This is a genomic window from Methylocystis parvus OBBP (assembly GCF_027571405.1).
In the GTDB taxonomy this organism is placed as follows: Bacteria; Pseudomonadota; Alphaproteobacteria; order Rhizobiales; family Beijerinckiaceae; genus Methylocystis; species Methylocystis parva.
Genome location: NZ_CP092968.1, coordinates 126,637 through 140,551 on the forward strand (window position 1 = coordinate 126,637; position 13,915 = coordinate 140,551).

Genomic DNA, 13,915 nt, shown 5'->3' on the forward strand with positions numbered 1-13,915 from the left:
TGTCATTCTGAAGGGGTCAGGTCCATGCGAAAGCGCGTCCGCTCTTTTCTCATTCTTCTCGCCATGGTCGCGACCAACGCGGCGAGGGCCGACGATTACGAAGCGGCGACCGCGGCAACCGCGAAAGGCGACGTCGCCGCCGCTTTCAAGATACTGAAGCCGCTCGCCGAGAAAGGCGAAGCGAAGGCGATGGCGGAGCTGGGCCTGATCTACATGCTCGGCAGGGGCGTCCCGGTCGATCGCGGCGAAGCGATGAAATGGATCAAACTCGCGGCGGAGAAAGGCGACCCGTCCGCGCAGGCGAATCTCGGCACGATGTATCTCGAGGGTCAGTTCACGACGCGGGACTATAAAGAAGCGATGAAATGGAACCTGCTCGCGGCCGACAAGAACGTCGCGACAGCGCAGGCCAACATCGCCTCCATGTATTACGACGGAAGCGGAGTCGCTCAGGATTACAAGGAAGCCGCAAAGTGGATGCGGCTCGCCGCAAAGCAGGGCGACCCCGAATCGCAGGTGAATCTCGGCACCATGTATCTTCTGGGACAAGGGCTGCAGGCCGACCCGCAACGCGCTTATGTCTGGAGCGCGCTCGGGCTCGAGGCGTTGCCGATGCCGTCCAACCAGAAAAAAGAAATGCTCGAGCTTTCGGCGCAGACCCTCTCGCAGACGGACCTCGTCAAGGCCCAGGAGATGGTCAAGAAGTGCAAGGAAACGAAGCTCAAGGATTGCGACTGAACGTCGCCGCCTTCGGCGCGCCGTAAAGGCGCGACATTGACCGCCGCCGGGATTGCTTTCCCGCAACGGACGCTGGCCCCTGAAACGCCCCCGGATCTTTTCCGGGGGCGTTTTCTTTTGAACGTAAATCCTTCCCGATCTCTCGCTCTCGGGAGCGCCCGCAAGCTCTCATATCTTGCGAGAGGCTGATCGACAGGGATTGTTTCAGCCCCATTCAGCCAAGTCCGCCACCACGCCCCTGCGGCGATAGGCCTTGCGCCCGCTTTATCAAGCCGTTGGACGGGGGCGATTCCAAGGCCGGCGAAACTGACCCCTCGCCATAGCTGGCGGCAGGGAAGAGCTCGACTACGCCCAAAGCGGAAGACGCCCAAGACGCGAAGCGAACATGCAGGCAATTTGTGTCTGAAGTATTTCCAGTTCGTTGCAATGCATTTCTGATTTTTTGAAACACAGCCAAAAATGTGTCTGGTTCACCCGTAATATTTCTATATTGAAACAAATATTGACATATAGAAACAAATAGGCAAAAATCAGAAATATTCTGAAATATAAGCTTACGTCTTCAGCAGGCCAAAGGATGTGTTGCAAAATGGCAACTCGCTGAAATTGATGACTTCTGAGACTGCTGTGAAGACTATGTTTGTCACGGACCTGTCGCATAACGCTGGCGACTATCCCGCAGCCTTAAAGCAGGCGCTTCCCCCAGGGCTGGAGAGAGAAATGTTGATCAGGAATTGGGCAATCGGCGGCGTGGCGCTCGGAGCGCTCATGTCGGCAAGCGGGATGGCCGTCGCGGCCGATGGCGCGGCGATCGACGCGCGTCTGCGGGCGCTGGAGGCGGAAATCGCCAAGCTCCGCAAGGAGGCGCATGAAGCCAAGGCGCAGGCCGCGGCCGCTTCTTCAAAAGCGACCAACGTCGCAAACGCCGCGCATTTCAAAGCGGACCCGCACGCTCCGCCGCCGCCCCCGCCGGTTTTCGTGTCCTTCAAGAACGGCATCTTCGTCGAGACGGAAGACAAGGCGTACAGCTTCAAGGTCGGCGGCCGCATCATGGTCGACGGCGGCGGCATCGCCGAGCCGCTCAACGGCTTTTCGAGCCAGGTCGCCTTCCGTCAGATCCGCCTCGAAGTCGAGGGCAAGGCCGCGAAGGTTTGGTTCTACAAGCTGCAATATGATTTCGCCGGCACCGGCCAGGTCACCGGCAACAACCAGACGCTCGGCGGCATCCGCGACTTCTTCTTCGGCATCCAGCATCCGGCGCTGTCGATCCCGTGGGCCAAAGACCCCATGTTCATCATGGTCGGCAGCCAGTTCGAGCCGTTCAGCCTCGAATCGACGTCGTCCTCGAAATTCCGCCCGCTCATCGAGCGCGCCATGGCCGTCGAAGGCATCGCCCCGAACCGCCATCTCGGCATTTCGCTCGGCGCTTACGGCGACAACTGGACCGGCCGCATCGGCGTGTTCTCCACGTCTATGGAAGACGCCTCGATCAGCCCCGGCCAGAACACGCCTGCCGTTTGGGGCGTTCCGAAAGCCGCCGGTTGGGTTTCGACCGGCGGCGCCCAATATGTCGACGCCGCGGGCCGTCTGACCTATGCTCCGATCAAGGACGAGCACAACCTTCTGCATTTCGGCGTCTCGGGTCGTTATCACAGCCCGAACGACGCGACCGGCGCGAGCGACGACCGCGTGCTGCGTCTCGGCAACCGCCTGCGTTCGGAGGCGACCGTTCTCGGCCAGGGTCTGCTCGGCACGCCGGATATGTCCTGTGGCTCCTATGCGAATGGCGGCCTCTTTGGCGGCGTTCCCTTTAGCTCGGCCGCCGGCCACTGCACGAAATACGTGACCAGCTACGGCTTCGAACTCGCCGGCGCCTATGGCCCGTTCGACATGCAGGCGGAATATATCGCCACCGATTACCAGCGCGACATGAACAAGATCCTGCAGGCGCGCGCCAACGGCGTCTTCGCTCCTGGCGGCTCGAGCACGCATTTCGGCGGCTATTACGCCTACGCTCAATATTGGCTGACCGGCGAAGAGCGGGCGCAGGCTTACAGCACCTCGGACAAGGCGGGCGCCAACTTCTTCGAGCCGAAGATCAAGAATCCGCTGAGCGCCGGCGGCTACGGCGCCTTCAGCCTGATCGGCCGTTACAGCTCGGTCAATCTGAACAGTGGCCCCTATTCGGGGACGGGCCTCGCCAATATGCTGGCCGTGTCGAACCCGACCTATGCGCCCGCCGGCAACTTCCTCTACCAGTCGATCCTCAACGCCGGCGTCGCCGGCGGTCGTCAGGAGAACGTGACGACAGGCTTCAACTGGTATCCGGACAAGGGCGTCCATCTCCAGTTCAACTGGACGCACGTCCTTCATGTCTCGGCGCCGCTCAACGACTATAATATTGTCGGCGCTCCGATGCCGGGCCGTCAGGGCTTCTACTATAACGGCGCGCATCCGGATCTCTTCGAGGCCCGCGCGCAGATCTACTGGTAATCGACGACGCGACGCAGTCGCACGTCACAAGAGCAGGAGCCGCCCGCCATTTGCGGGCGGCTTTTTTATTGGCGCGCCGTGCGCCGCAAGCACATCCCCGAGCACATCCTCAAGAGCGGCCCGCCGTTGCGTTTGTCGACGCATCGGCGGCGTTTGCGTTGAATATGTCATGAGCTTCCCGATCTCTCGCTCTCGGGAGCGCCCGCAAGCTCTCATATCTTGCGAGAGGCTGATCGACGGAGATTGTTTCAGCCCCGTTCAGCCAAGTCCGCCACCACGCCCCTTCGGCGATAGGCCTTGCGCCCTTTAATCGAGCCGCTGGACGGGGGCCGGTTCCAGGGCCAGCGGTTCAAGCCTCTCTAAACCGACTTGGTCAGAAAGACCGATCCGACGCCGCGGAGCGAATGCCCACGGCGCGACCGGCATATTGGTCGGACGAGATTTCCGGCGTGCGTCCGGAATTTGAGCTTGTCTTTCCAATGTATTTCACTTTAAGTCATGTTTATGTATGGAAATAAATACTATATTGATTTTGAAATAAAGATCAGAATTTGTAAAACGCATTCAGACTATATAGTATAGCGCATCTATATTATGTATTTTATGTTGCTAATGTACAACTAATGCGAAGCTATACGTTAGAAGTTGAAGCGAAGACTCTCTTTGTCACCGCGTTGTCATGCAGCCACGGCTCTTTTCTGCCCGGTCAAGTTAACTTCCGGGGAACGGGACATGACACGGTTGACGAAGAGATGGGTTTTCGGCGGGGTGGCGCTTGGCGCGCTGCTTTCCGCTTCGAGTGTTGCGTTTGCGGCGGGCGACGCCGGCGCGATCGATGCGCGTCTTCGCGCGTTGGAGGCCGAGATCGCCAAGCTCCGCAAGGAAGCGCGCGAGGCGAAGGTTCAGGCGGCCGCAGCCTCAAACAAGGCGACCAATGTCGCCAACGCTGCGCATGGAAAGGCGGATCCCGCCGCGCCGCCGCCTCCGCCGCCGGTTTTCGTGAGCTTCAAAAACGGGCTGTTCGTCGAGACCGGCGACAGAGCCTACAGCTTCAAGATCGGCGGCCGCATGGTGTTCGACGGCGGCGGAACCTCTCAGCCGCTGGGCGGCCTGTCGAGCAACGCCGGGCTGCGCCAGGGTCGCCTCGAAGTCGAGGGCAAGGCGGCGAATATCTGGTTCTACAAACTCCAATATGATTTCGCCGGCAACGGCTCGGTCGCGGGCAACAACCAGGTTCTGGGCGGCGTTCGCGACTTCTTCTTCGGCATCCAGCATCCGGCGATGGCGTTGCCGTTCAGCTCCGATCCTGCCTACATCATGATTGGCAGCCAGTTCGAGCCGTACAGCATCGAAGGGCAATCCTCGACGAAGTTCCGGCCGTTCATCGAACGCGCCATGTCGACCGAGGCTCTCTTCGCCAACCGCCACGTCGGCATTTCAATCGGCGGCTATGGCGATCAATGGACCGGACGCATCGGACTGTTCTCGACCTCTTATGAAGACGCGGCTTTCTCTCCGGCGGTGAATGCGCCGGCCATGGTCGGCATTCCGAAGGCGGCCGGCTGGGTCTCGACCGGCGGCGCGCAATATGTCGATCTCGCGGGCCGCTTCACCTATGCGCCCATCCGGGACGAGCACAAGCTGCTGCATTTCGGCGTGTCCGGCCGTTACCACAGCGAGAACGACGCGACCGGCGCCAATGACGACCGCATGATGATGCTCGGCAACCGCGTCCCGCTCGAATCGCCCACCGTGCTCAGCCAAAAGCTTCTCGGCACGCCGGACCTTTCCTGCGGCGCGGTCGCGCCTTTCGGATCGCCGACCGCGGTCTCCGGAAAGTGCACGAGGTTCATGACCAGCTACGCCTTCGAACTCGCCGGCGCCTATGGTCCGTTTGATTTCCAGGCCGAATATTTCGCCAACGACTACAGCCGCAACATGGGCAACATCCTGCAGGCGCGCGCCGCCGGCGTCTATGCGCCGGGCGGATCGAGCCAGCATTTCGGCGGCGGTTATGTCTATGCGCAATATTGGCTGACGGGCGAAGAGCGCGCGCAGGCCTACGAGACCAAGGACAAGGGCGCCGGCGCCAACTTCATGGAGCCCAAGATCAAGAATCCGCTCAATGCGGGCGGTTTCGGCGCCTGGTCCGTCGGCGCGCGCTACGACACGCTCAATCTGAACAGCGGTCCGTATTCCGGTTCGGGCCTCGCCAATATGCTCGCCTACACGACCTACATCGCGCCCAACGCCGCGATGAACTACGCGATCGCCAATTCGGGCGTCTATGGCGGACGGGCGGAAACCGTGACGACGGGCATCAACTGGTATCCCGACCGCGGCTATCATCTGCAGTTGAATTGGATCCATGCCCTGCATGTCTCCGCGCCGCTCAACACGTACAGCAAAGCCGGCTTCTACGAAAATGGCTCGCATCCCGACGTGATTTCGGCGCGCGCCATGGTTTACTGGTAAGAAGCAGGGGAGGGCCCCCGCGCTTGTGAAGCCGCCCGGCGTAAGGCCGGGCGGTTTTTATGTCGCGTTGTTTCTGCCGGCCGCGTTTGTTTCCCCATCGTTTGGCGCGCCATATAAAGCGCCTTTTCGCCACAATTTCTCAGATTATGACAGATGCATGATAGCGAGAATCAGAAGGATTTCGCTTCGGTTTCAGCTTGCGTGAGGGCGGATGACTTTTCGACTGAAGAAGCGCGTCTTGGCGACCAGCGCAATATGCGCGTTGATGACCGCGACGGCGGCGCAGGCCGCCGCGGATGCGGGCGCCATCGAGGCCCGCCTGCGCGCTCTGGAGCTTGAGATCGCCAAGCTTCGCAAGGAAGCGCGCGATGCGAAGGCGCAGGCCGCGGCCGCGTCAAACGCCGCCAGCAAGGCGACCAACGTCGCCAACGCCGCGCATTCCAAAAGCGACCCTCACGCGCCGCCGCCGCCGCCTCCCGTTTTTGTCTCCTTCAGAAACGGCATCTTCGTCGAGACGGAAGACAAGGCCTACAGCTTCAAGGTCGGCGGCCGCATGCAATTCGACGGCGGCGGCATCACCGAGCCGCTCAACGGATTCTCCAACCAGGTCGGCGTCCGCCAGGTCCGCCTCGAGGTGGAAGGCAAGGCGGCGAAAGTCTGGTTCTACAAGCTGCAATACGACTTCTCCGGCACGCCGCAGGTCACCGGCAACAATCAGGTCGTCAGCGGCATCCGCGACTTCTTCTTCGGCATCCAGCACCCGGCGATGACGCTGCCATGGTCGACGGACCCGATCTTCATCATGGTCGGCAACCAGTTCGAGCCGTTCACCATGGAGTTCACGGCTTCGTCGAGATTCCGCTCCTTCATCGAGCGCGCCATGGCGGTGGAAGGCATCGGCGCAAGCCGCCATATCGGCCTTGCGGCGGGAGCCTATGGCGACAACTGGTCCGCAAAGGCCGGCGTGTTCTCGACAAGCCCCGAAGACGCCTCGCTCAATCCGGGCCAGAACACGCCCTCGACATGGGGCGTGCCGAAACCGGCCGGCTGGGTTTCGACCGGCGGCGCGCAATATGTCGAACTGACCGGCCGCGCGACCTATGCGCCGATCAAGGACGAACACAATCTGCTCCATATCGGCGCTTCGGGCCGATATCACAGCCCCAATGACGCGACAGGCCTCTCCGACGACCGCGTCCTGCGTATCGGCAACCGCCTGCGCTCGGAGGCGACCGTCCTCGGCCAGGGCCTGCTGGGGACGCCCGACCTCTCCTGCGGCTCCTATACGTTGGGCGGCTTCTTTGGCGGCATTCCCACGACGTCGGCCGCAGGACATTGCGTGCGCGACGTGACGTCCTACGGCGTCGAACTCGCCGCCGCGCATGGGCCATTTGACATGCAGGCGGAATATATCGCGACCGATTATCACCGGAACATGGACAAGATCCTGCAGGCGCGCGCCTCCGGCGTTTATGCGCCGGGCGGCGCGAGTCAGCATTTCGGCGGCTATTATGTCTACGGCCATTATTGGCTGACCGGCGATGAACGGGCGACCGCCTATACGACTTCGGACAAGGCTGGCGCGAATTTCGTCGAACCGAAGATCAAGAATCCGGTGAGCGCGGGCGGCTTCGGCGCCTTCAGCCTCGTCGCCCGTTACAGCGCCATCAATCTAAATAGCGGGCCTTATTCCGGGACCGGCCTCGCGAATATGATGGCCTGGGCCACTTATGTGCAGCCCAATCCCGTCAATCAGGCGGTTATCGCTAATTCGGGCGTCTATGGCGGACGGCAGGAGAACGTCACGGCCGGCTTCGACTGGTATCCGGACAAGGGAATCCATCTCCAGTTCAACTGGACGCATGTGCTCCACGCCTCCGCGCCGCTCAACGACTACCAGCTCGGCGCGCTGGCCGTTTATGGCGGCGCGCCGTTTCCTGCCGGGCTGCTGCCCGGCCGGCAGGGCTTCTATATGAACGGCTCCCATCCCGACCTCTTCGAGGCCCGGGCGCAGGTCTACTGGTAGGTCAGGGATCCGGCGCCCGCAAATGAGGCGCCGGAGGCCGCGCATGGGTCAATCGCACCACATGCGCATGAGATTGGCCGAATTCTTCAAAAGCATGTCGACCAGTTCGTCATGCCCGTGACGCTCGACATAAGCGCGATGCGCAATATTGAGTTCCCGTAGGATCGTGCGCTGCTGTTCGTCGCGAACCCTGCTTTGAATCCAGCCGATGCAGGCGAGACGGCTGCCGCTCGCGACCGGCGTGACCCTGTGTATGAGCCCCGTGGAATAGAGGAAGAGACTGCCGATCGCCGGTTTGACTTTGAGAAGCCCGTGCTCCTGCTCCAAAACGAGTTCGCCGCCTTCGTAATTGACGTGATCTTCCAGGAACAAGGTGAAGGAGAGATCGCAGCGGCAATCATTCATGATCGGCGCGTCGGTGTGACTGCCATACTCCATTCCGGCGTCGTAGCGATTGACGCTCATCGCCGCGATCCGCTTGGGGATGGCGTAAAGCTCGACCTGCTCATGGGTCATGAGGCGCAAGGCGACGTCGTCGAGGATTTTACGCCCGCGCTCGCGATCCATCTGCAAGTTGTTTTTGACTTTCGCCGCGCGTCCTGTCGCGGTCGCTCCGCCTGCGAGAAAAGGAGTATCGAGGATTTTCTTGCGCAGCCGCTCTGCGGTTTCGCGATCGAGGAAATTGTCGATAAGCAGCACGCCCCGGCCTTTTTCAATAACGCGCCTTGCGACGAACAAATCGCGCCGCTCATTGAGTATGCGCGTTTCTAAGCCTGTTTCGTGACAGTCGGAGAAGAGTGCGCCCGGCGCAAACTGGCGGAGCCGCGCCGGACGCTATTCTCGGCCGCGGATGGAGACCGGCCGATTTCATCGACAATACGCGCGGATACGCGCCGCTTTATTTCTGGATCATTGCTGCCTCCGTTTCGGAGGCGAGTCGCGGGCTCGCGGGCGAGAGACGCATTGACCGGAACCCTGGCTTACTCTAGGAGAGAACTGCTGCGCCGCAGCAAGCGCCCTCCAGCCGCGTAGATCGGACAATGGCCGTTTCGGCCTCCGACCAGCTGTCGAGCCGCCTCACGTCTCAATCGACGGCCCGCTACGCAGGGCAAGTCCCCCCTTTTTCAACCGGATCGAGCGTTCGCGCGCCGGAAGGGCGCGGCGCGCGATCGTCTATGAAAGACGCTAAGTGACCACTTTTTCCGATCTCGGCCTGCCCGAGATTCTGCTTCGCGCCCTCTCCAGTGAGGGCTATGAAACGCCGACCTCCATTCAGGCCCAAGCGATTCCGCATCTTTTGCAGGGCCGCGACCTCCTTGGCATCGCCCAGACGGGCACCGGCAAAACGGCCGCTTTTGCGCTGCCGATCCTGGAGCGCTTCGCCGCCGAGCGGCGCCGTCCCGCGCCCTTCACGGCGCGCGCGCTCGTCCTCGCCCCGACGCGCGAACTCGCCGCGCAGATCGCCGACAGTTTCCGCGCCTATGGCCAGTTCTTGCGTCCGAGCGTCGGCGTCATCGTCGGCGGCGTCTCGCATCGCCCGCAGATCGACATGCTGGCGCGTGGGCTGGACGTTCTGGTCGCGACGCCGGGCCGTCTGCTCGATCACATCGCTTCCGGCCGGTTCAAGCCGGGGTTCACGGAAGTCCTCGTGCTCGACGAGGCCGACCATATGCTCGATCTCGGCTTCATCGTCCCGATCCGTCAGATCGTCGCGAAGCTGCCGAAGAACCGTCAGACGCTGCTCTTCTCGGCGACCATGCCGAAAGAAATCGCCGGTCTCGCGCAGGACATGCTGAACGCGCCCGCGCAGGTTTCCGTAACGCCTGTGGCGACGACGGCCGAGCGAGTCGATCAGCATGTGTATCTCGTCGACGGCGGCGCCAAGCGCGACATTCTCATCGAGCTGATGAGCGACGCCGCGATTTCGCGCGCCATCGTCTTCACCCGCACCAAGCGCGGCGCCGATCGGGTTGCGCAGCATCTCGACGCCGCCGGCGTCGGCGCGGAGGCGATTCACGGCAATAAGAGCCAGAGCCAGCGCATCCGCGCGCTCGACTCTTTCCGCAAGGGCCGCACGCGCGTTCTCGTCGCGACGGACATCGCCGCGCGCGGCATCGACGTCGACGGCGTGACGCATGTCGTGAATTTCGAACTGCCGGAAGTGCCGGAAGCCTATGTCCACCGCATCGGCCGCACGGCGCGGGGCGGCGCTTCCGGGCGCGCCATATCGCTTTGCGACAATGGCGAGCGGCCGCTGCTTCGCCAGATCGAGAAGCTGACGCGTCAGTCCATACCCTCGACCGATCGTCGCAGCGCCGATCAGCGCCATGACGATGCGCAGCCGGCGCGGCGCGTCAATCGCGGCAATGGCGGCGGCGGGAATGGGCACGGCGCGGCGCGCAACGCGCAAAAGCATCCGCGCCGCGAGGGGCCGCATCGCGAGGGACAGCGTCCGAGTGGTCAGCGACCGGCCAACGGACAGAAGCGGCGGGCGCATGGCGGTGGGAGCAATCGTCCGCAGGCCAGCCGTCCTCAGGGGTAAAGACTCAACGCCGCCCTTTCTTGCGCGGCCGGGCATGCCGACAAAATTGTGGCGCCGCCCCTCGTGCTTTGAGACGCCTGCTGCGATCTCGGGCTTGCCCGAGATCGATCCCTTAAATGCGCAAGTCGGGCGAGCCCGGCTTGCGCAGGCTCCTCAACAGGAGGGGCTTCGTCTATGACGCCAGACGGTTAGGCCTCATCCTCGAGGAGCGCGCGTCTCGACGAACGAGGTCGCCTATCGTTCATCTGCGGTCCGAGCCGTTCAATCCGGGGGCGTATCGAGCTTTATCTGTTTCCTTGCGCCCGCCAGCATCCGGCTTAGATTGAACAAGAGTCAGGGCGAGCGGCGCGCATGATATACGATCTCTTGATCATCGGCGGCGGGATCAATGGCTGCGCCATTGCGCGCGACGCGGCGGGGCGCGGGCTTTCCGTGCGTCTCGTCGAGCAGAACGATCTTGCGAGCGGCACGTCGTCGGCTTCTACAAAGCTCATACATGGCGGGCTGCGCTATCTTGAACTTTACGAGTTCCGCCTCGTGCATGAAGCGCTCGCAGAGCGCGAATTGCTGCTCGCCGCCGCGCCGCACATCATCTGGCCGCTGAAATTCGTGCTGCCGCACGAGAAGGGATTGCGACCGGTCTGGATGCTGCGGCTCGGGCTTTTCCTTTACGACCATCTCGCGCGGCGCAAGCGTCTCGAGGAGTCGCATATGATCTCGCTCAAAGGCGATGCGCTCGGCGCGCCTTTGCGCGAGAGCTACAATGTCGGCTTCACTTATTCGGACTGCTGGGTCGAGGATTCACGGCTCGTCGTGCTGAACGCGCTCGACGCCAAGGAGCGCGGCGCGACCATCTCCGTGGGAACGAAGCTGATCGAAGCCAGGCGCAAGGGGGAAAATTGGGCCGCCAGGCTCGACGGCGGCGCGGAGATCGAGGCTCGCGCGCTCGTCAATGCGGCCGGCCCCTGGGTGTCGCAAGTAATCGAAGACGCGCTGCATGTGCATTCGCGCAAGCATGTGCGCCTCGTGAAGGGCTCGCATATCGTCGTCTGCAAGCTCTATGAGGGCGACCACGCCTATATCCTGCAAAACCCGGATGGACGCATCGTCTTCGCCATTCCCTATGAGCGCGCCTTTACGCTGATCGGAACGACGGACGTTCCTTATGACGGCGCGCCGGGCGACGTCTCCATCAGCGATGCGGAGACGGCTTATCTCCTCGACGCGATCAACCACTTCCTGCGCGTCTCCGTTCAGCGCGACGACATCGTGTGGAGCTATTCGGGTCTGCGCCCTTTGTACGACGACGGTTCTCTGAATGCGTCGGTCGTCACCCGCGATTACGCGTTCGATCTCGATGCGCCGGAAGGCGCCGCGCCGGCGCTCTCGATTTTCGGCGGCAAGATCACCACGGCGCGCCGACTCGCGGAACATGCAATGGACGAACTGCGCCGCTTCTTCCCGCCGCACGGCGAAGCCTGGACGCAGGACGCGGCCTTTCCAGGCGGCGACATCGAATTCGACGCCTTCCTCGCGCATCTTAAAGCGGAGAAGCCGTTTCTCGGGGACGAATGCGCGCTTCGCCTCGCCCGCGCCTATGGATCGCGCGCCGAGCGCTTTCTCGCGCATGCGCGTTCGATGGAGGATTTGGGCCGCAATTTCGGCTGCGGTCTCACCGAGGCGGAGTTGCGCTATCTGATCGAGAACGAATGGGCGCGGAAAGCCGACGACGTGCTGTGGCGGCGCTCAAAGCTGGGGTTGCATATGAGCCCGGTGGAGCAGGGGGCGTTGCGGGAACATATGGGCGGTTAACTTCGCTTCGCTCGCAATGACGGCGTCAGCGGGCGAATAACTCGCCGCCCTCCGTCACCGACTGCGCTCCCTCCGTCACCATCTTCACCAAACCCGGCGCGGCGACGGCGACGTTCTTCGCGAAGAAATGCGCGAGCGTCTCATAGCGCGTCGCATTTGGATCGCCGGCGTGGCGCGCCGCGCCTGCGGCCTTTTCGAGTAAAGTCGCGCCGCGCGCCAAGGCGAAGAGGCGCAGAAAAGGCGTGGCGCCCGCGAGCGCTTCGTTCGGAGAGGTCTTCATAACGCCTGCAAGATAATCGCTCGCAGCGGCGAAAGCTTCTACAGCGTCGCCTACCGCTGCGTAATGGCTCTCTTGCGCAATGGCGCGCATATCGTCGATCTCGCGCTTCACCGCCGCGCCGCCGCTCATCGGCAGTTTGCGGCCGACGAGATCGATGGCCTGGATGCCGTTCGTCCCCTCGTAAATCGCGCAGATGCGCGCATCGCGCATGAGCTGGGCGACGCCCGTTTCCTCGATATAGCCCATGCCGCCATGAACCTGCACGGCGAGCGACGTGACCTCATTGCCGATGTCGGTCGAGAAAGCCTTGGCGACGGGCGTGAGCAGGCCGGCGCGTTCATCGGCTTCCCTGGCTTGAACGGGATCGTCGCAGCGATGCGCCCGATCGAGCGAAGCGGCTGTCTCGAAACAGATCAGACGCGCCGCCGCCGTGAGGCTCGCCATTGTCAGCAGCATGCGCCGCATGTCGGGATGCGCGATGATCGCGCTCGTCTCCGAGGCGCCGATGGCGCGTCCCTGTTTGCGCTCCCGCGCATAATCGAACGACGCCTGCGTCGCGCGCTCGGCCAGCGCCACGCCTTGCAGCCCGACATTGAGCCGGGCGTTGTTCATCATGGTGAACATGCAGGCGAGGCCGTTATGCTCCTCGCCGATCAGGTAGCCGATCGCATCTTCATAAGCCATGGTGCAGGTCGGGGAGGCGTGAATGCCGAGTTTGTGTTCGACGCCGACGCAGCGCACGGCGTTGCGCCGCGTGAAAGCGCCGTTTTCGTCCGGCAGATATTTCGGCGCGAGAAAGAGCGAAATCCCCTTCACCCCCGCCGGCGCGTCGGGAAGGCGCGCAAGAACGAGATGCAGAATATTGTCGGCGAGGTCGTGCTCGCCATAGGTGATGAAAATCTTCTGTCCCGAAATACGATACGAGCCGTCATCGTTGCGTTCGGCGCGCGCGCGCAGCAGAGCGAGGTCCGAACCCGCCTGCGGCTCGGTGAGGTTCATCGTTCCGGTCCATTCGCCGCTGACCAGCCTGGCGAAATAGGTTTCCTTCAACGACGCGCTGGCGTGCGCCTCCAGCGCCTCGATGGCGCCGTGCGAGAGGAGCGGGCAGAGCGCGAAGGAGATATTCGCGGCGTTCCAGATTTCCGTGCAGGCGGCGTTGAGCAGAGCTGGTAGGCCCAGCCCGCCAAATTCGGGATCGGCGGCGAGCGCGTTCCAGCCGCCCTCTCGCCAGCCGGCATAGGCCTCTCGCCAGCCGGGCGCGGTGGTCACCGCGCCATCGGCGAGCCTGACGCCGGCGCGGTCGCCGATCCGGTCGAGCGGAAGCAGCGCGCCTTCCGCGAATTTGGCGGCCTCGTTCAAAGTCTGCTCCGCCACCCCCTCGGCGATGTCCGCATAGATCCCTCCCGCGTCGGTCCCGGCCGCCAGGCGCAGCGAGAAAAGGATGTCGGAGACGGGCGCGCGGTAGGTCATATTTTTTCTCGCATGCTGGGCATCGGTTCAATTTAGCGCGCGACAGCGCGGGCGTGGGGAAGGTCCCGCTTTTCCGCGG

Annotated in this window: 8 protein-coding genes; 6 read left to right on the top strand and 2 right to left on the bottom strand. The window is 62.7% G+C overall.

Annotation, left to right across the window (positions count from 1 at the left end; genetic code table 11):
- Positions 1-24: 24 nt before the first annotated feature.
- The 4 genes from MMG94_RS00675 (at position 25) to MMG94_RS00690 (ending at position 7,732) form a co-directional block, all read left to right on the top strand.
- Complete coding sequence (locus MMG94_RS00675) at positions 25-738, top strand: tetratricopeptide repeat protein (protein ID WP_016919533.1); 714 nt, start codon at positions 25-27, stop codon at positions 736-738.
- Between the two features lie 720 nt (positions 739-1,458).
- Complete coding sequence (locus tag MMG94_RS00680) at positions 1,459-3,231, top strand: OprO/OprP family phosphate-selective porin (protein ID WP_016919532.1); 1,773 nt, start codon at positions 1,459-1,461, stop codon at positions 3,229-3,231.
- Positions 3,232-3,963: 732 nt separating this feature from the next.
- Entirely contained in the window at positions 3,964-5,706 is a 1,743-nt protein-coding gene (locus tag MMG94_RS00685) for an OprO/OprP family phosphate-selective porin (RefSeq protein ID WP_040579128.1), read from the top strand.
- Positions 5,707-5,944: 238 nt separating this feature from the next.
- Entirely contained in the window at positions 5,945-7,732 is a 1,788-nt protein-coding gene (locus tag MMG94_RS00690) for an OprO/OprP family phosphate-selective porin (RefSeq protein WP_244415291.1), read from the top strand.
- Positions 7,733-7,780: 48 nt separating this feature from the next.
- On the opposite strand, the gene MMG94_RS00695 is transcribed toward MMG94_RS00690, so the two are convergent.
- Positions 7,781-8,431: a Fe2+-dependent dioxygenase gene (locus tag MMG94_RS00695; protein ID WP_040579135.1), complete on the bottom strand. Its 651-nt coding sequence runs from the start codon at positions 8,429-8,431 to the stop codon at positions 7,781-7,783.
- Positions 8,432-8,921: 490 nt separating this feature from the next.
- On the opposite strand from MMG94_RS00695, the gene MMG94_RS00700 reads away from it, so the two are divergent.
- Both MMG94_RS00700 and glpD read left to right on the top strand, forming a co-directional pair.
- Complete coding sequence (locus MMG94_RS00700; RefSeq protein WP_016919526.1) at positions 8,922-10,274, top strand: DEAD/DEAH box helicase; 1,353 nt, start codon at positions 8,922-8,924, stop codon at positions 10,272-10,274.
- 351 nt (positions 10,275-10,625) lie between these two features.
- Positions 10,626-12,086 (top strand): glycerol-3-phosphate dehydrogenase, encoded by a 1,461-nt coding sequence (glpD, locus tag MMG94_RS00705; protein ID WP_016919525.1) that lies wholly within the window; start codon positions 10,626-10,628, stop codon positions 12,084-12,086.
- Positions 12,087-12,111: 25 nt separating this feature from the next.
- Here glpD and MMG94_RS00710 read toward each other — a convergent pair whose 3' ends face one another.
- The gene (locus MMG94_RS00710) at positions 12,112-13,836 is read right to left on the bottom strand and encodes an acyl-CoA dehydrogenase family protein (RefSeq protein ID WP_016919524.1); all 1,725 of its coding nucleotides are present in this window, start codon (positions 13,834-13,836) and stop codon (positions 12,112-12,114) included.
- Positions 13,837-13,915 lie beyond the last annotated feature (79 nt).